Here is a 17,281-nt window from a genome sequence, read left to right as displayed (position 1 = left end):
TTCTAAATTTATCATCTCACTCCATCACAAGTCGCATAAGGTGTAAGTCCTCACCTTGTGTGATTTTATATTCTATACTTTCACATTTAGGACACTTAAAAACATTTTCTTCTAAAATGCTTGTTTGATCACATTTTAAGCATAAAATTTCAAGTGGGGCAAGTTCTATAAAAAGTTTAGCATTTTTACAAATATTTGAGTTTTCTTTAAAAGTTTCAAAACAACGCTTAAAAAGATCAACTTCTATACCGCTTAAACGCCCGATTTTTACATAAATTTCTTGCACATTGCAAGCCTTATTGTTTAGGACATTTTCTTCACAAAGTTCGATTAAAGATTCTACTATACTTAATTCGTGCATTAGCAAATTCTTGGTAAAAGTTCGCCTTTAGGGCTTTCTAAAAAGCGTTTTGCCCCATAAGCGTTTTGTAAGATCACGCGTGCTTTTTTCTCTTCTAAAACTTCTCCTATAATACTCGCATTTACATTGTATTTTTTTAGAATTTCCAAGGCTTTTAACTCATCTTCTTTTTCCACACAAAGTATAAAAGTGCCTTCATTTGCAAGTTCATAAGCTTCATAACCAAAAAGCTCGCAAAGTCCTAAAACCTCATCTTGAACGATGATTTTTTCTTCAAAGATTAAAAGATCATTTCCGCTTTGTTTTGCCCACTCATTTAAAACCGCACTAAGCCCCCCGCGAGTAGCATCTCTCATAGCTATAACCTTTATATCATTTTCTAAAAGCTCTAAAACCTCTTTATCTAAAGCCTTGCAATCGCTTTTAATATCGGCTTCTAGCTCATTTCTTTTGATTAAAACACTAGCTCCATGCCTTCCTATATCACCTGAAAGAAGTATGCTAAGCCCTGCTTTGATATTTTTACTTTCTTTTTTAGAAATAATTTCACCTAGGGCCGTAGTGTTGATATAAATTTCATCTGCTTTACCCTTAGGAACGACTTTAGTATCGCCACAAACTAACATGACTCCACATTTTTCACATTCTTCTTTAATGCTTTTTAAAATGCGTTCTAGTTTTTCTAGCTCAAAACCTTCTTCTAAGATAAGTCCTAAGCTTAGATATTTTGGCTTAGCACCTACCATCAAAACATCGTTAATAGAACCACAAACACAAAGTTTGCCTATATTAACCTCTTCATCTAAAAAAATCGGACTTAAAACAAAAGAATCCGTGCTTAAAGCCAAATTTCCTAAAATCGCCGCATCATTATTTGCGTTTAAAATTTCATTATCAAAGATCTTAAAAAGCTTAGTTAAAAGCTCATTCATCTCTTCTCCACCACCTCCGTGAGCTAAGGAAATATTTTTCATACATTCACCTTTGAGTATTTATAATACGCCGCACAAGCACCCTCACCAGAAACCATGCAACTTCCTATAGGACTTCTTGGCGTGCAAGCCTTACCAAAAACTTTACAATCATAAGGCTTGGCCAAACCTCTTAAAATTTGTCCGCAAATACAGGCTTTGCTTTCATTTTTACTTTGCACCGCACAATCAAATTTTTTACTTGCATCATAGGCGCTAAATTCTTCTTTTAGCTCCAAACCTCCATCTTTAATAAGTCCTAAGCCACGAAATTCAAAATCACACACTCTAAAGTATTTTTTTACCAAATTTTGCGCTTTAATATTGCCTTCTTTGCTTACGGCTCTTTTGTATTGATTGTACACTTTAAAAGTGCCTTCATTGCTTTGTTTTATAATATTTAACACACTCTCTAAAATATCAACTGGCTCAAAACCACTCACTGCTATAGGGGTTTTAAACTTTGCTGCTAAAGGCTCATAAATACCATAACCTGTAATCACACTCACATGAGAAGGGCCTAAAAAAGCATTGATTTTTACATTTTCATCATTCATAATCGCTTCTATAGGTGCTGGAACTGTGATATGATTGATATGAAAAAAGACATTATTTATTTTCTCTTCTATAACCTTTTGAAGAAGTAAAGCACTCATAGGCGTAGTGGTTTCAAAGCCTATAGCAAAAAAGATGATATTTTTATTTAAATTTTGCTTAGCGATTTCTAAAACCTCAAGCGGAGAATAAAGTGCTCTAACATCAGCCCCTTTAGCTCTTAAATCAAGCAGAGAAATTTCACTTCCAGGCACCCTTAAAAGATCTCCTAAAGTACAAAAAATCGTATCTTTCATAGAGGCTAGTTTAATGGCTATATCAATGCGAACTCTTGGCATAACACAAACAGGACATCCTGGTCCATGGATAAAGTTAATCTCCTTTGGCAAAATAGAAGGCAGGGCATATTTCATAATACTATGTGTATGCCCACCGCAAATTTCCATGATATTAATAGGATTTTTAAGTTCTTGTTCTATGAGTTTTTTTAAAGCTAAAATACTTTCTTTATCTCTAAATTCATCGATGAAATTCATTTAAACCCAAATCTCCCTCATCGCTTTTTATCTCTCCGCTATTCATTTTTTCTACTATTTCTTGATAGGTTTTAATGCTTTCTAGTGCAGCTTCTTTGTCGATTTTTTCCATAGCAACTCCTACATGGATTAAGACATAATCGCCTTGTTTTAAAGGCTCATCAATCAAATCCAAATTAACTTTTCTTTTCACACCTAAAGTTTGCACTAAAGCATTGTTTAACTCATCGATTTCTAAAATTTCAGAAGGTATGGATAAACACATTAAAAAAGCTCCTTTTTAAGTTTAAGCACCTTATACCAAAGCTCCATATTGGTGCCATTTTTTGCATCAAGAGTGATAATATCTGCTCTAGGATTTAATTCTTTAATCAACCTAGTCGCCTCTTTAACATCAAAATCAAAATGATGAGCCAAATCTGCCTTTGTGATTAAAACTATATCAGCCTTTTTGAATATCACAGGATATTTTTGCGGTTTATCACTTCCTTCGGTTACCGAAAGCAAAACTACATTTAAATGCTCTCCTAAATCATAGCTTGCAGGACAAACTAAATTTCCAACATTTTCTATAAAAAGCAAATCCACATCATCAATTGCCAAATGATGCAAAGCCTCATGCACCATAAAAGCATCCAAATGGCAGCTTTGCCCTGTAGTGATTTGATATGCCAAAGCTCCGGCATTTTTTACTCTTAGAGCGTCATTATTGGTTTCTAAATCCCCTTCAATCACAGCGATTTTAAGCTCATTTTTCAAAGCCTTGATCGTACTTTCTAAAAGCGTGGTTTTTCCACTACCTGGAGAACTCATTAAATTAATACAAAGCGTGTTAGCTTCATTAAAATGCGCTCTATTGTGCTTAGCTTCTTCGTCGTTTTTGCTTAAAATTTTAGAAATCACTTCTATGGTTTTACTCTCTTTTAAGCTTGGATTTTCATGGTGGTGATCGTGATGATGATCGTGCGTATGGCTTGAATTTATAGAACAGCCGCAATCTTTACACATTTTCTTTCCTTTTATATTTTTTGTTTCATTTTAACCTTAAAAGCATTAAAAAATTATGAGTTTTTAGAATATTTGCTTTATTTTTCTAAATTTAAAAAATGTACCATTTGCCCTAAAGCTATGGAGCTATCATTGCAAGGGTATTTTAAAGGTACAAAAAAATCAAAATTTTTAGCTTTTAAAATTTCAAGCAAGGTTTTGTTTTGAAAAACTCCTCCACTTAAAAGCACTTTTAAATCATAATCTTTGCTAAAATCTATGATAAAATTTGCCAAGGCATTAAACATACCTGTAATTGCTTTAGTTTTTTCATCTTGCAAAGCCCCTAAAATTAAATTTTTAAAATTAACCTGCCCTTTTTCTACAAAAAGCTTATAAGAAAAATCAAGATTTTTATCATAAAAAGCTTCACACATCAAGCCAACTTGAGCCTCATAAGAGCTTTTTTCTAAGTTAAAAACAATACTTCCAAAAGCATCGATAATGCGTCCTAAGGAACTTGTTTGTAAGTTAGAATGTGAATAAATTTTTTTAAGATTTTCAAGTTTAATTTTTGGAATTTTTGCTAAAAACTCCTTAGCCTTATCTTCTAAATCATAATGAAAAATAAGACTTAGAGCTAAATTTTGTATATTTTTAATATCACTATTTATAAGAGTGAAATTTTCAAAATGTGCAATTCTTTCATATTCTTTTAAATTTCCTACAAAAACTTCTCCACCCCAAATTTTGCCATCTTCGCCATAACCTGTTCCATCACAAATAAAAGCTAAAGCCTTTTCATCTTTTACAAAATTTTCTTCGTATTCAAAATAAGCCGCACAAAAATGCGCATAATGATGAGAAATTTTAATCCTTTCTTCAAATTCTTTTGCATAGCTAAAATGCGGGTGTTTATCGCACAAAATCGCATCAAATTTCAAATCATAATTTTGTTTAAAAAATTCTAAAAGTTTAAAAAATCTCTCATGCACATCAAGACTTTTCAAATCCCCTATATAAGGAGAAATTAAAAGTTTATTTTCATAAAAAATCACAAATTCATTTTTAAGCTCCGCGCCCAAAGCTAAAAAAGTGCCTTTTTTATTAAAATTTCTTTCCAAATAAAAAGGATTTAAACCCCTTGAAGTACGCAAAAACATAGTTTTACCATTTACCACTTGAGCTATGCTATCATCACTTGCGTTGATAATTTCTCTATCATAATCCAAATAAAAATCAAAAACTTTATCAAGTTTTTGACACAAATTAAACTCATCTTTAATGATACTTTCTCCGCTTAAATTCGCACTCGTTGCCACAAGACTTCCTTTAAAATACTCAAAAAGCAAAAGATGTAAAGGCGTATAAGCTAGCATAATACCGATTTTATCAACATCAGGTGCGATTAAAGAAAAGGCTTTTTTTGCCTTTAAAATCACAATAGGAGCTAAAACCCCACCAAGCAAAGATTCTTCTTTTTCATCTATAAAGGCAAGTTCTTTAGCACTTTGTAAATCTTTACACATCAAAGCAAAGGGTTTTTTGGGGCGATTTTTTCTAAGTCTTAGAGTTTTTAAAGCTTCTTCATTAAAAGCATCACACATGAGATGAAAACCGCCCATGCCTTTAATGGCTAAAATTTTACCTTCCTTTAAAAACTTCGAACTTTGTATAAAAGCTTCTTGATCTTTGGCTAAAATTTCACCCTTTGAATTTTTAAGAAAAACATTGATTTTACACTTAGGACAACTAATAGGCTGGGCATGAAAACGCCTATTTTTAGGATCTTCGTATTCGCTTTTGCAAAACTCACACATCAATAATTCTTGCATGGAAGTATGGGCTCTATCATAAGGAAGACTTTTTATAATACTAAAGCGTGGCCCACAATGTGTGCAAGTGATAAAAGGATATAAAAAGCGTGGATTTTTTTCATCAAAAAATTCTTTTTTACATTCCTTACAAAGCGCAAAATCACTTAACATAGGTGTGCTTTTTGTGTTCTTTAAAGAAGGAGTGATGTTAAAATTTTCATAGTTTGAAATAGAAATTTGCGTGATTATAAGCTTGTCTATTCTTGCTAAAGGTGGGAGATGATTTTTTAAATTTTCTATGAAATTTTCACATTTTTTTTGAGTACAAGCAAGGATGATTTCTACCCCAAAACCATCATTTCTTACCTCTCCAAAAAGCTTTGATTTCAAAGCTAGTTCATAAACTAAAGGGCGAAAACCCACCCCTTGAACTAGACCTGAAATTTTGATCTTATATCCTAAGTGGCACATCGCTTAACTGACAATTTTTAAGATGTTTTAAGGTATTTTTAAGTAAAGATTTATGTTCAAACAAAGATCCACTTATAAGCGCTAAATCACTTTGCTTTTTCTCTCTTAATTCATCATAAGTATCACGCAAGAAATAAGCCAAACTCTCAACTGCTCCATAAGCGATATTAGTATTATCTACACCTGCTAACATAAAACTCATAGTAGATCTTAAAGTTCTTGTATAATCAAAACTTTTATCTTCTTTCAATCGATAATCAATCTTTACTCCACGAGGCATTTTTGACTCATCAGTAATTTTTAAAAGCTCACTAGCACTCTCTTGTAAATTTTTACCCAAATTTAGCACTCTGCCTACCAAGCCAAGCAAGGAATAAAAATTGTTTTGAAGCTCAAAATTTTCATCTAAAAGAGGAAATTCCTTGCTAAAATTTTCTAAAAGTCTTGCACCAATTTCATCTTTTTTAATCTCTTCATAAAGTTCTTTGCTGTGTTTTGGTAAAGAAAGTTTAAGCAAATTAAGCTCTTTGTTAATAAGCAAAATATCTTCATCATCTTTGCTAAGCTCTAAAATAAAAGCTTTTTCTTTATAACGGCTTACAAGATAAGAAATTCTTGCCATATTTTTATCTTCTTTAGAAAAAATAAGCTCTCTTGCCTTAGCATTGATAAATTCAAAGCCTTCCAAAACCACCACTTGCTCATCTAAAACACTGATATAAAAATCTTTTTGATATTCTTCTATTTTTTTTACGCTTAAAAATTTATATTCATTTTCAAAAAGTTTTAAACCTAAAGCAAAGCAAAACAAATCTCTAGCAAGTCTGATTTTAAAATCATTAAAATCAAGATTGTGATTTTTTCTAAACATGGCATTAAGTCTTAGCTTCATCAAAGGTTTTTCTAAACTTGCAAGAAGTTTTAAATTTTCATTTGAACAAACAAAAACTGAATTTATAGCCTTAATATCACAAGGAAGTAAAAAATCTCCTATAAATTCGTTCTTAAACAAAGAAAATTCATAAATGCCATTTTTATCTTTTAAATAAATCTTTTTTTCTTGACTTAACAAATCAAAGGCAAGATTTAAAAAAGTATTGAAATTTTCTTCATTGATTTTTTCAAATTCTGATAAATTGCTTGAAAATTCACACTCACAAAACACGCCCCACTCGTTTTTGTTTAAAAGTTTTTTTTCTTGATAGGCATTAGAATTTAAATGAGTAATATAAGAAAATCTTGAAAATTCTTTATCCTCTGGCATACAAGGGTTAAAATCCTGCCCCGCTTTTACATCAAATTTTTTCAAAAAAACACTATGACTCATGAAATTTAAAGAATCACAAAAAGTCTTTAAATTTTCTTCATCTGCATCAATAGAAAAATGATAAATATTTTCTTCTTTGCTAAGGGTGTAGTTATAATTTTTCGCATAAAAACGCAATAAATATTCAAAAATATTATTATCTGCATTATAAATAAAATCAAAATTCAAAGTCATATTATGCCTTTTTTGAAAAATAAACTATAAATATAACATTTTTAACTTAAAAATTCTTTCTCTCTTTGTCTAAAATCGCTCATAAAATGCTCCATAAAAGCGTAAAATTCTTTGCTGTGATTGGGGAATTTTAAGTGGCTTATTTCATGCAAAATCACATATTCAATAGCCCTTAAACTCTTTTGAATGAGTTTTAAATTTAAGTTAATATAAGCTTTATTGTGATTACATGAACCCCAACGCGTTTTCATATTTTTAATGCTTAAATGCGTGTAAAATAAACCTGTTTTTTGGCTCCATTTTTTAAGATAAAAAGTAAAAATCTTTTTGGCATTTTGTCTTAAAAATAAATCTAATTTTGCTTTATTTTGACAAAGAATTTTATCTTTATCAAAATAAGTTTTTTTAGCATTTTCATCAAATATAATTTTATATTTTTTAGCTAAAAAGATTAATTCATCATCTTTTAAAACTTTTTTTTCAAATCTTTTTTTTGCCTCATTTATCCAAGAACTTGATTTATCTAAAAACTCATAAACACTTTTAAAAGTGCAAAAATAAGGAATGCTAAGAACAAATTCACCCCTTTCATTTAGCCTTAATCTTAAAGTTTTTATGCGTTTTTTAGAATAAAAATAACACTCATCTTTATAAGTAAATGATTTTAAACTAGAGCTTTGCCTTGCCATTTTTTGCTTTTCCATCTGTATGAATTTACCATTCCACGCAAAAACTCATCCGCACAAAATCCTATCCAAACCCCTAAAATTCCAAGATTAAAATGAAAACAAAGCACATAACCCACAGGCAAAGATACTCCCATCATAAAAACAAGTCCGCTAAAAAATGGAAACTTAGCATCGCCACTTGCACGTAAGGAATTAACCATGACTATATTGAAAGTTCGTGAAATTTCAAGAAAGATTGAAAGGGCAAATAAAGGTATCATTAAATTTTTTAACTCTTCTTTAAGTCCTAAAATTTGCATAGTAAAATCTTGGCAAAGATAATTCAAAAGTGCCACTAAAGCACTTGCCACCACACTAAAATACAAAGCACGCCAAGCATGTTTATAAGCGATATTTTCATATCTAGCACCGACTAATTTACCTACTATGATTTCATTAGCTATGCTTGTAGCTTGTCCTATAAGCATGATAAGCATTGAAATTTGAAAATAAATCGTTTGCACACTCAAACTTGCTTCGCCTAAGCTTGCTACAAAAGCAAAAGCTATAGTGTATTGGACTATCCACAAAAGATTTTCCCCTGCTGAAAATCCACCTATATTTAAAACCTTTTTTAATACCTCTTTTTCAAGTTTTATCATTTCTTTGATTTTAAGATGAATTTTAAGTTTATAAAAAAGTATCACAAGTAAAGCCACTATAGCAACAATACGAGCAAAAATATTACTAAGCCCCACTCCAAAAAGTTCTGATTTTGTATGATGCAAAACATAATAATTTCCACAAATCACCACTATATCCATCAAAAAGCCTATAAGCATGACCCAATAAGCCATATTATAAACCCTTACAATAGCAGCTAAAACAATTCCTATGGCATCAAAAAACAAACAAATTGCAAGCATATGCAAGTAAATTTCACTATCTTTGAGCAATTCTTGTGGGATTTTTAAAAGATAAAGCAAATACTTCCCATGCCATAAAATAAGCGCGCCACACACAAAGCCTAAAAGTGCATTTAAAAACAAACTTTGATGAATCACTTTTCTTGCTAAAACATGATCTTTTGCACCAATAGCCTGAGCTATCACCACACTACAACCCACACTTAAAAATGAAAAAATAGTGATAAAAAGATCTAAAATTTGATTTCCAGCCCCCATAGCACCGACAAGAAAATTAGAATAATGCGACACCATAGCGGTATTGATAATCACGGTTAAATACTTAGAAAGCAAGTCCCAAAATATAGGAAAACTAAGCCTTGTTAAAGAGAGTTGTTTTTTTGCCATAATTAATGCCTTACAAAGATAAAAGGCAAATTTTAACAAATTTTTCTTAAAATAAAAAACCGCTAAAAAGCGGCTTTATTATCCAAAAGCACCGCTTAGATAAGCCTTGGTTTTTTCTTGTTTTGGATTTTCAAAAAATTCTTTACTTTCACCAAATTCTATAAGCTCTCCAAGGTGAAAAAATGCAGTATAATCAGCCACGCGTTTGCCTTGTTGCATGTTATGCGTTACCATAATCATAGAAAGATTATGACTTAATTCTTTTAAAAGCTCTTCTATAACACCTGAGCTAATAGGATCAAGTGCGGAAGTTGGCTCATCTAAAAGCAAGAGCTTAGGTTTTATTGCTAAAGCTCTTGCGATACAAAGGCGTTGTTGTTGTCCGCCTGAAAGAGCTAGAGCATTTTGCTTTAATTTATCTTTAACCTCTTCAAAAAGTCCTACTTTTTGCAAACAATCCACCACCAAAGCTTCTTCTTCATCTTTATTTTTAATCATACCATGAAGTTTTGGTGCATAAGAGATATTTTCATAAATGCTTTTTACAAAAACATTAGGTTGTTGAAAAACCATGCCTACATTTTTACGCAAAGCTACTACATCTTGATTTTTAACATCTTTTCCTTCAATTTCTACCAAACCATCGATTTTTGCGATTTTATCATTCATTCTGTTAAAACAACGCAAAAAAGTGGATTTACCGCATCCTGAAGCACCGATGAGTGCGGTAATTTTGTTTTGTTCTATTTGCATATTGATATCAAATAAAGCTTGTTTTTTTCCATAAAATAAATTTAAATTTGTTGTTTTTGCTATCACTTTAATTTTCCTTGAAAATATTTTCTTAATAATATCGCACTAAGATTTAACACGACTAAAAGTCCTAAAAGCACAATAATACCCGCTGCTGTTCTTTCTAAAAATGCACGCTCTGGCATAGCTGACCATGAGTAAATTTGAGCAGGCAAAACGCTAGTTGGATCAAAAATAGAACTAGCTACATCAGGGATAAATGCTATCATACCGATAATCATCAAAGGTGCAGTCTCGCCTATAGCCCCAGCTAAAGTCAAAATAGAACCTGTTAAAATCATAGGCATAGCCAAAGGCAACATAATACCTTTTACCATTTGAACCTTTGTCATACCTAAGGCATAAGCAGCATTTTTCATGTTAATGTCCACACTTTTTAAAGCCGCTTTGGTTGAAACAATGATAATAGGTAAACTCATGATCGCCAAAGTAAGCCCACCCACTAAAGCACTTGATCGAGGCATTCCAAAAAGATTGATAAACACTCCAAGTCCTAAAAGTCCAAACAAGATACTTGGAATACTTGCAAGGTTGTTAATACACACTTCTATAAAATGTGTAAATAAATTTTGCGGTGCAAATTCTTCTAAATAAATTGCTGCTGCAACGCCTATAGGAACACTCACAACCATACAAACAAGCATAACAAGCAAAGTCCCTACAACTGAAGATAAAATTCCTGAATTTTCAGGAGATTTTGAGTCCCCATTTAAAAAGAAATTGCTATTAAATTTAAGCTCTATATCGCCTTTTTGCACAAGATCATCGACTAAAGTTCTTTGTTTTTCACTAAGGCGATTATATTTTTGCTTCATATATTGATCCACTTCTGAATTTGCCAAAAGCCAAGTTTTTTCAGTGATTTGCCCTGTTCTTATTTTTCTTTGCTCAGCACGAGATAAAAGATCATAAACAGGAGAATTTCTATTAGCCTCTACAAAAATATAAGTTTGCTTAAAAGCTCCAATTCCAAGATAACCCACACTTCCTAAAAAGATACAAAGAAAAATTAAATTAATATAAAGCCCCATTTTACAAAGTCTTTTAAAAGACTTTGAAGCTTTTTGTCTTTTTTTAAAAAGTTTTTTCATAAATTTTTCCTTTTGTGAAAGCGATTGATGAGATAAACGCTAAACATATTGATGATTAAAGTGATGATAAAAAGCACCAAACCTAAAGAAAAAGCACTCAAAGCTAAAGAACTATCAAAAGCTTGATCTCCGCTTAAAGCTTCTACGATTTTTACCGTTACTGTTGTCATATCTTCTAAAAAATTCATCGTTAAATTTGGACGCAAAGAAGCTGCCATTACCACTATCATAGTTTCGCCTAAGGCTCTTGAAAGTCCTAAAAGACAAGCTGCAACTATACCAGGAATAGCCTCAGGTAAAATCACAGCAAAAACCACTTCTTTTTTTGTCATACCTAAAGCATAAGCGCCATTAATCCTTTTCTCGCTTACTGCTTCAATGCAATCTTGAGATAACGAAGCCACTATAGGCACTATCATGATCCCCATGATAAAACCTGCGCCTAAAGCACTTTGAAAACTTGCTTGTATGCCAAATAAAGAAAAAAACCACACTATAAAAGGCGCTACGACTATAGCTGCAAAAAATCCAAAAACAACAGTAGGAATCCCTGCAATGATTTCTAAAATAGGTTTTAAGTAATTTTTAGATTTTTTGCCAGCAAAAACACCTAAATATATAGCACACATAACCCCTAAAGGTAAAGCCGTTAGCATAGCAATCAATGAAATATAAAAAGTTCCCCAAAAAAGCGATAGCGCTCCAAAAACACCTTGTTTGCTCGTGCCATCTGCATTCATAAAAGCTGCATCAGCTGCCCACTGACTTGAGAATAAAAAGGTAGCAACACTTTCTTTTTGAAAGAATTTTAAAGCTTCAATTAAAATTGTAAGCATGATAGCAAAGCTTACTATCACGCTTACAAAAGCACATAAAAAAAGTGCAAATTTGATTATTTTTTCTTTTAGCAAAGTTTTTCCTTAAAAAACTTTTCCAGCTTTTACAAGCTCATCATTTAAAATTTTTCTATCTTCTATATGTTTTTGAGAAGCTTTTAATTTATCATCGCTTAAAGGAACAAGTCCTATTTTTTCAAGTTCTCCGCCACTTTTTGCCAAATCATCACTCATGTAAATTTTTGCAAAATCAAAGGCTTCTTTTGGATTTTTCTTAGCATTGATATAAATAAACAAGCTTCTTGCAAGTTCGTATTTTTCATCTGCAATATTTTCTTCACTTGGTGTAACACCATCGATAGTAGCGACATTGATTTTATCTGAGTTGCTCACTAAAAAGCTATAACCAAAAATTCCAAAAGCATCTTTATCAATAGTAAGTTTTGAAACGATTAGATTATCATTTTCACCGCTTGGGATATAAGCACCATCTTGACGCAAAGTTTTATACTCGCCTTTATACTCAGGAATTTTTTTAGACACATCACTCATAACAAGCTCTTCTATAGTATCTCTTGTTCCTGAACTTGATGGTGGACCATAAACACTAATTTTACGATTTGGTAAATTTTTATTGATTTGATTCCAGTTTGTATAAGGATTTGGTATAAGTTTTCCATTTTGTGGAATTTCTTTTGCCAATGCTAAGAAAAGTTCTTTTTTTGTGATATTTAATGGAGCATTGGTTTTATTTTGAGCTAAAACTATACCATCATAACCTATCATAATCCCTACTATATCAGTTACTCCTGCTTTTTTGCAAGTTTCAAATTCACTTAATTTCATAGGTCTTGAAGCATTAGAAATATCAGTAGTTCCTTCGCAAAATACCTTAAATCCACCCCCTGTTCCCAAGCTCTCTACTATAGGAGTTTTTGTATTTTTAATCGAAGCGTATTCTTCAGCTACAAAAGAAGTAAAAGGATACACAGTCGATGAACCTGCGATTTTTAAATCTGCTGCATTTAAAGCACCACAAAGCGCAAAACTTGCCACACTTAAAGATAGAATTTTTTTCATTTTTTCTCCTTAACTTTAAAAAAAGTAATGGAAGTTTAAAAAAACTTGGAAACATTTTGGAAACATTTTTTATTTTGCATTTTTCTTAAATATAATTTTTAACTATCAAAAAATTTAGCTTGTTTTTAAAAAAATAATATATCATTATAAAACATTTTAAATTTTAATAAGGAGATAAGAATGCTTTCTAAAGAAGTTGTAAAATTACTCAATGAACAAATAAACAAAGAAATGTATGCAGCGAACTTATATCTTAGTATGAGCTCTTGGTGCTATGAAAACAGTCTTGATGGAGCTGGAGCCTTCTTGTTTGCACATGCAAGCGAAGAAAGCGATCATGCCAAAAAGCTTATCACTTATCTTAATGAAACAGATTCTCATGTAGAGCTTCAAGAAGTAAAACAGCCTGAACAAAATTTCAAATCCTTGCTTGATGTTTTTGAAAAAACCTATGAACATGAGCAATTTATCACAAAATCAATCAATACTTTAGTTGAACACATGCTAACACATAAAGACTATTCTACTTTTAATTTCTTACAATGGTATGTAAGCGAACAACACGAAGAAGAAGCACTTTTCCGTGGTATAGTTGACAAGATTAAATTAATCGGAGAACACGGAAATGGACTTTATTTAGCTGATCAATACATCAAAAATATTGCATTAAGCAGAAAAAAATAATCTTTGCCCTACTATGGGCAAATCTCGCTTTGGATTGAAGGTATGACTTATTTTTCTTTAGAATTTAGTATCTTAATGATAGCTTTTTTTGCTATTTATTGGACTTTTAAAAATGATTACAAAATACAAAATATTTTAATTTTAATTTTCTCTTATATTATTTATATTTTAATCAATCCTTATTTCGCCTTGGTTTTATTTATATACACCTTTTTTATACACTATTTTGCCTTGCTTATTTTTGTGCGTCGCAAGCGTTATATTTTCGCTACTTGTATGGCTTTTATTGTTTTAAATTTATGTTTTTTTAAATACTTTCCTAGCATCAAAGGAAGTATTGATGAGATATTAGATTTTTTCGGTTTAGAATTTTTAAATATTGATTTAGTATTTCCAATAGGAATTAGTTTTTATACCTTTACTTCTATCACTTATCTTGCAGAAGTTTACCAAAAACGCCGTTTAGAAAGCTTTTTAAATTTAGCAACCTTCTTATCATTTTTTCCAACACTACTTTCAGGGCCTATTATGCGAAGTTCTTTTTTCTTTGAACAAGCCTATCAAAAACGCGAATTTAAACATGCAAATTTAATCATCATCTTGCTTGTTTTTGGTATAGTTAAAAAAGTTTTAATAGCCAATTACCTTGGAATTTATGCTAAAAGTATTTTAGACTTTCCACAATCTTATAATTTCATACAACTTTTAAGCGCAATTTACGCCTATGCGATTCAAATATACTGCGATTTTAGCGGATATGTTGATTTAGTTTGTGCTTTTGCTTTAATGTTAGGTTTTACCCTTCCACCTAACTTTAACATGCCTTATCTTGCAAAAAATCTAAAAGATTTTTGGGCTAGATGGCATATCAGTCTTTCAACCTTTATAAGAGATTATATCTATATACCTTTAGGGGGCAATAGAAAAGGAATGCCACGCACTATAGTTAATATACTCATCGCTTTTATACTTTCAGGTATATGGCATGGCAATACACTTGCTTTTATTGTTTGGGGTTTATTGCATGGCATTGGCATAGTTTTTATACATTTGCTAGCTTTAAGCAAATTTAGTTTACAAAAAATTCCAGCTTTAGGAAGATTTTTAACCTTTCAATTTGTATGTTTTACTTGGATTTTCTTTTATTATAGCAAAAATCTAGAAGATGCAATAGAATATTTTAAAGCTTGTTATTATAATTTCTTCCAAATTCCATCCTATAATGATATTTACATGTTGGTTGCTTTTGGGGTTCTTTTTATGATCTATCCTTTATTTATTAATTTTAAAGAATATTGCATTAAGATTTTAAACCTTACTCCATTTTTACTAAAACCTTTTATCATAGCTTTTATTTTACTTTTGGTTTTTGCTTTTATGCCAGATGGAATTCCTGATTTTATTTATTCGAGTTTTTAGATGAGTGCAGTTAGATTTTTCTTCATTTTGATTATAGTACTTGGCTTGGTTGTTGTAGTTATGAATCAGAGCATTAGCTCTTATATAGAACAAAAATATCATTTTGCATTCTATCCTCATAATGATCTTTTAAAAGAAGCCAATGGCTTCAAAATTAAATTAGAACAAATTCGTGCAATTTTAAGCAACGAACCCTTGCCTCAAACCAATGAAGAAGATACAAATCAAGAAAGTAAATCAACAGATGAAAACTTAAGTAAAATAGATAAAGTTTTAAACACTTTAGAAAATGATGAAAACACTTCTCATAAAGAAACAAATCTAACCTTAATCCAAGATGCAAATATTAGTTTTATCGACAATACCAAATTAGAGCTACAAAATGGAGATGAGTTTTTATTTATCGGAGATTCTTTAATGCAAGGTGTTGCAATAGCCTTAAATAGAGATTTAAGAAATTTAAATCTTAAGGTAACCGATCTTAGTAAACAAAATACAGGCCTTTCTTATAAATCCTATTTTAACTGGTCAAAAGCAACCAATGAAGCTTTTGTTAAAAACTCAAATATTAAATATCTTGTTGTTCTTCTTGGTGCTAATGATCCTTGGGATATTAAAAAAGGAGGAAATTACCATCGTTTTGGCTCCCCTTCTTGGATAGATATTTATACAAATCGTGTAGATGAAATCATTAAAATCGCTAAAAAACATAAAGCCAAAGTTTTTTGGTTTGAAATCCCTCCTGTAAAAAAAGAAGATTTGAACAAAAAAATACAAGTGCTCAATAAAATTTACAGCAATGAAATTCTTAAAAATAAAGAAATTTTTATCAACACTAAACTATTTTTTAGTGTCAATGATGAATACTCAGCTTATATAAAAGATGAAAACAATAGAAGTATAAAAGTAAGAACAGATGATGGGATTCACTTTACCCCAAGTGGTGCAAGAGAAATGTCTAAACTTTTATTAGAACACATAAAACTTAAGGAAGAAAATGCTAGTAAATAAATTTAAAATTATCTTATTGTTTTTTATTATTTTTACTAGCTCTTATGCACAAAATTTAAATACAAATGACACAATAGATTCCATACTCAATCAAAACAAAAATCACTCTGCTTTAACAAGTTATGTATCAAAAAAAGATCTTAAAAATCTAGAAAAAAAATTAGAAAAAAATCAAAACATAGGAATTAGAATTTATGGAGATTCTCATATGGCGGCTGATTTCTTTCCGCGTGTCATAAGAGGATATTTAATCCGCTCTAACTCTATAGGTTTTGCCTATCCTCTACAGCCCAAATATCAACAAAATCTTAATCTTGTTTATTCTTATAAAAACTTTGAAATTTTAAACTCAAGAAATCCTGCTAATGCTGGACATAATTTTCCACTAGGTGGGATAATAGCCAAAGCAAAAATCAAAGGTGCAAAAATCAACCTTGATACAACCTTAGATAAAAAAAAATTCAAGATAGGATTTTTATTTAAAGCCAAACAAAATACCAATGCTTTTAGCATCAAAGATGCAAAAAACCGAAGCTATGAGTTAAGAACCACACAAATTAACAAATGGTCTTATAAAGAACTAGAACTTGATCTTCCTTTGCAAATTTCAGCCTTACAAAAGGATGCTGAGCTAGGAGGATATTTCATCACAAATAAAGATAATAATGTTTTCTTAGATACCATTGCAATCAATGGTGCCAAAAGTGATTTATGGCTCTCTTGGAATCAAGCAGTTGTAAAAAAAGAACTAGAACTTTTACACAATGATTTGATTATTCTTGCTTATGGTTCTAATGATGCACTCTTTAAAGGGTTTGAAAAACAAAAATTCAAAAATAATTTAAAAAAATGGATTAGCATTTTAAAAACTTACAATAAAAACGCTGTTATCATGCTAATCTCTCCACCAACCGTAGTTCAAAAACAGGGTAAAAACTATAAGCTTGCTCCTGTTTTTTTTACCATACGCAAAGCATTATATGAAGTTGCTAAAGAAGAAAAAACTCTTATTTTTGATATGCATCAGTTTATGCAAGATAGTGGGGGAAAAAACAAATGGATAGAACAAAAGCTTTCGCTCAATGATGTACATCTTACTATAAAAGGCTATGAGCTGATGGCTAAAAAGTTGCTCGAGGACTTAAAAAATATCATTGATTATTAAAT

At 30.9% G+C, this 17,281-nt stretch carries 17 protein-coding genes; 4 read left to right on the top strand and 13 right to left on the bottom strand.

All coding sequences use genetic code 11. The features are described from left to right. Positions 1–16: 16 nt before the first annotated feature. From hypA to AJ936_RS03950, 13 genes are all read right to left on the bottom strand, one after another. Positions 17–361 carry a hydrogenase maturation nickel metallochaperone HypA gene (hypA, locus tag AJ936_RS04010; RefSeq protein WP_070274101.1) on the bottom strand — a complete coding sequence of 115 codons (345 nt, stop codon included), beginning with the start codon at positions 359–361 and terminating at the stop codon, positions 17–19. Then, positions 361–1,335, bottom strand: a complete 975-nt coding sequence (gene hypE, locus AJ936_RS04005) for a hydrogenase expression/formation protein HypE (RefSeq protein ID WP_070274100.1) — start codon at positions 1,333–1,335, stop codon at positions 361–363. Before hypE ends, hypA begins: the two co-directional genes overlap by 1 nt. Further along, positions 1,332–2,423: a hydrogenase formation protein HypD gene (gene hypD, locus AJ936_RS04000; RefSeq protein ID WP_070274099.1), complete on the bottom strand. Its 1,092-nt coding sequence runs from the start codon at positions 2,421–2,423 to the stop codon at positions 1,332–1,334. Before hypD ends, hypE begins: the two co-directional genes overlap by 4 nt. After that, positions 2,407–2,688: a HypC/HybG/HupF family hydrogenase formation chaperone gene (locus AJ936_RS03995; RefSeq protein ID WP_002776342.1), complete on the bottom strand. Its 282-nt coding sequence runs from the start codon at positions 2,686–2,688 to the stop codon at positions 2,407–2,409. The genes hypD and AJ936_RS03995 overlap by 17 nt, the downstream gene beginning before the upstream one ends. Beyond that, positions 2,688–3,431, bottom strand: coding sequence for a hydrogenase nickel incorporation protein HypB (hypB, locus tag AJ936_RS03990; RefSeq protein ID WP_070274098.1), 744 nt, complete (start codon positions 3,429–3,431; stop codon positions 2,688–2,690). Before hypB ends, AJ936_RS03995 begins: the two co-directional genes overlap by 1 nt. Positions 3,432–3,508: 77 nt before the next feature. After that, on the bottom strand, positions 3,509–5,698 hold the full coding sequence (gene hypF / locus AJ936_RS03985; protein WP_070274097.1) for a carbamoyltransferase HypF: 2,190 nt from the start codon (positions 5,696–5,698) through the stop codon (positions 3,509–3,511). Further along, the gene (locus AJ936_RS03980; RefSeq protein ID WP_070274096.1) at positions 5,679–7,199 is read right to left on the bottom strand and encodes a hypothetical protein; all 1,521 of its coding nucleotides are present in this window, start codon (positions 7,197–7,199) and stop codon (positions 5,679–5,681) included. The genes hypF and AJ936_RS03980 overlap by 20 nt, the downstream gene beginning before the upstream one ends. A 41-nt stretch (positions 7,200–7,240) precedes the next feature. Beyond that, positions 7,241–7,888: a M48 family metallopeptidase gene (locus AJ936_RS03975; RefSeq protein WP_070274121.1), complete on the bottom strand. Its 648-nt coding sequence runs from the start codon at positions 7,886–7,888 to the stop codon at positions 7,241–7,243. Further along, positions 7,864–9,180 carry an MATE family efflux transporter gene (locus tag AJ936_RS03970; RefSeq protein WP_032603301.1) on the bottom strand — a complete coding sequence of 439 codons (1,317 nt, stop codon included), beginning with the start codon at positions 9,178–9,180 and terminating at the stop codon, positions 7,864–7,866. Before AJ936_RS03970 ends, AJ936_RS03975 begins: the two co-directional genes overlap by 25 nt. Positions 9,181–9,258: 78 nt before the next feature. Next, the gene (gene pstB, locus AJ936_RS03965; RefSeq protein ID WP_002776307.1) at positions 9,259–9,999 is read right to left on the bottom strand and encodes a phosphate ABC transporter ATP-binding protein PstB; all 741 of its coding nucleotides are present in this window, start codon (positions 9,997–9,999) and stop codon (positions 9,259–9,261) included. Next, on the bottom strand, positions 9,996–11,084 hold the full coding sequence (gene pstA / locus AJ936_RS03960) for a phosphate ABC transporter permease PstA (protein WP_070209861.1): 1,089 nt from the start codon (positions 11,082–11,084) through the stop codon (positions 9,996–9,998). The genes pstB and pstA overlap by 4 nt, the downstream gene beginning before the upstream one ends. Then, a complete protein-coding gene (pstC, locus tag AJ936_RS03955) occupies positions 11,081–11,995 on the bottom strand; it encodes a phosphate ABC transporter permease subunit PstC (protein WP_053872560.1) in 915 nt (304 codons plus the stop codon). The genes pstA and pstC overlap by 4 nt, the downstream gene beginning before the upstream one ends. 9 nt (positions 11,996–12,004) lie before the next feature. Then, positions 12,005–13,000 (bottom strand): substrate-binding domain-containing protein, encoded by a 996-nt coding sequence (locus AJ936_RS03950; RefSeq protein WP_070274095.1) that lies wholly within the window; start codon positions 12,998–13,000, stop codon positions 12,005–12,007. Between the two features lie 180 nt (positions 13,001–13,180). Between AJ936_RS03950 and ctf the strand changes: the two genes are divergently transcribed. The 4 genes from ctf to AJ936_RS03930 are packed head-to-tail and all read left to right on the top strand — an operon-like array spanning position 13,181 to position 17,279. Next, a complete protein-coding gene (ctf, locus tag AJ936_RS03945; protein ID WP_002852256.1) occupies positions 13,181–13,684 on the top strand; it encodes a non-heme ferritin in 504 nt (167 codons plus the stop codon). Between the two features lie 42 nt (positions 13,685–13,726). Next, the gene (locus AJ936_RS03940) at positions 13,727–15,103 is read left to right on the top strand and encodes an MBOAT family protein (protein ID WP_070274094.1); all 1,377 of its coding nucleotides are present in this window, start codon (positions 13,727–13,729) and stop codon (positions 15,101–15,103) included. Continuing rightward, on the top strand, positions 15,104–16,114 hold the full coding sequence (locus AJ936_RS03935; protein WP_044780017.1) for a DUF459 domain-containing protein: 1,011 nt from the start codon (positions 15,104–15,106) through the stop codon (positions 16,112–16,114). Then, on the top strand, positions 16,101–17,279 hold the full coding sequence (locus tag AJ936_RS03930) for an SGNH/GDSL hydrolase family protein (protein WP_044794047.1): 1,179 nt from the start codon (positions 16,101–16,103) through the stop codon (positions 17,277–17,279). Before AJ936_RS03935 ends, AJ936_RS03930 begins: the two co-directional genes overlap by 14 nt. The last annotated feature ends 2 nt before the right edge of the window (positions 17,280–17,281 follow it).

The organism is Campylobacter sp. BCW_6877 (genome assembly GCF_001762445.1).
GTDB classification, from domain to species: Bacteria; Campylobacterota; Campylobacteria; order Campylobacterales; family Campylobacteraceae; genus Campylobacter_D; species Campylobacter_D jejuni.
Note: the sequence above shows the minus strand (reverse complement) of the source record. Positions and strands in the feature narration are given on the sequence as shown.

Coding starts and splice junctions, on each gene's coding strand:
- hypA (WP_070274101.1), bottom strand. CDS start 361: ATGCACGAATTAAGTATAGTAGAATCTTTAATCGAACTTTGTGAAGAA.
- hypE (WP_070274100.1), bottom strand. CDS start 1,335: ATGAAAAATATTTCCTTAGCTCACGGAGGTGGTGGAGAAGAGATGAAT.
- hypD (WP_070274099.1), bottom strand. CDS start 2,423: ATGAATTTCATCGATGAATTTAGAGATAAAGAAAGTATTTTAGCTTTA.
- AJ936_RS03995 (WP_002776342.1), bottom strand. CDS start 2,688: ATGTGTTTATCCATACCTTCTGAAATTTTAGAAATCGATGAGTTAAAC.
- hypB (WP_070274098.1), bottom strand. CDS start 3,431: ATGTGTAAAGATTGCGGCTGTTCTATAAATTCAAGCCATACGCACGAT.
- hypF (WP_070274097.1), bottom strand. CDS start 5,698: ATGTGCCACTTAGGATATAAGATCAAAATTTCAGGTCTAGTTCAAGGG.
- AJ936_RS03980 (WP_070274096.1), bottom strand. CDS start 7,199: ATGACTTTGAATTTTGATTTTATTTATAATGCAGATAATAATATTTTT.
- AJ936_RS03975 (WP_070274121.1), bottom strand. CDS start 7,888: ATGGCAAGGCAAAGCTCTAGTTTAAAATCATTTACTTATAAAGATGAG.
- AJ936_RS03970 (WP_032603301.1), bottom strand. CDS start 9,180: ATGGCAAAAAAACAACTCTCTTTAACAAGGCTTAGTTTTCCTATATTT.
- pstA (WP_070209861.1), bottom strand. CDS start 11,084: ATGAAAAAACTTTTTAAAAAAAGACAAAAAGCTTCAAAGTCTTTTAAA.
- AJ936_RS03950 (WP_070274095.1), bottom strand. CDS start 13,000: ATGAAAAAAATTCTATCTTTAAGTGTGGCAAGTTTTGCGCTTTGTGGT.
- ctf (WP_002852256.1), top strand. CDS start 13,181: ATGCTTTCTAAAGAAGTTGTAAAATTACTCAATGAACAAATAAACAAA.
- AJ936_RS03940 (WP_070274094.1), top strand. CDS start 13,727: ATGACTTATTTTTCTTTAGAATTTAGTATCTTAATGATAGCTTTTTTT.
- AJ936_RS03935 (WP_044780017.1), top strand. CDS start 15,104: ATGAGTGCAGTTAGATTTTTCTTCATTTTGATTATAGTACTTGGCTTG.
- AJ936_RS03930 (WP_044794047.1), top strand. CDS start 16,101: ATGCTAGTAAATAAATTTAAAATTATCTTATTGTTTTTTATTATTTTT.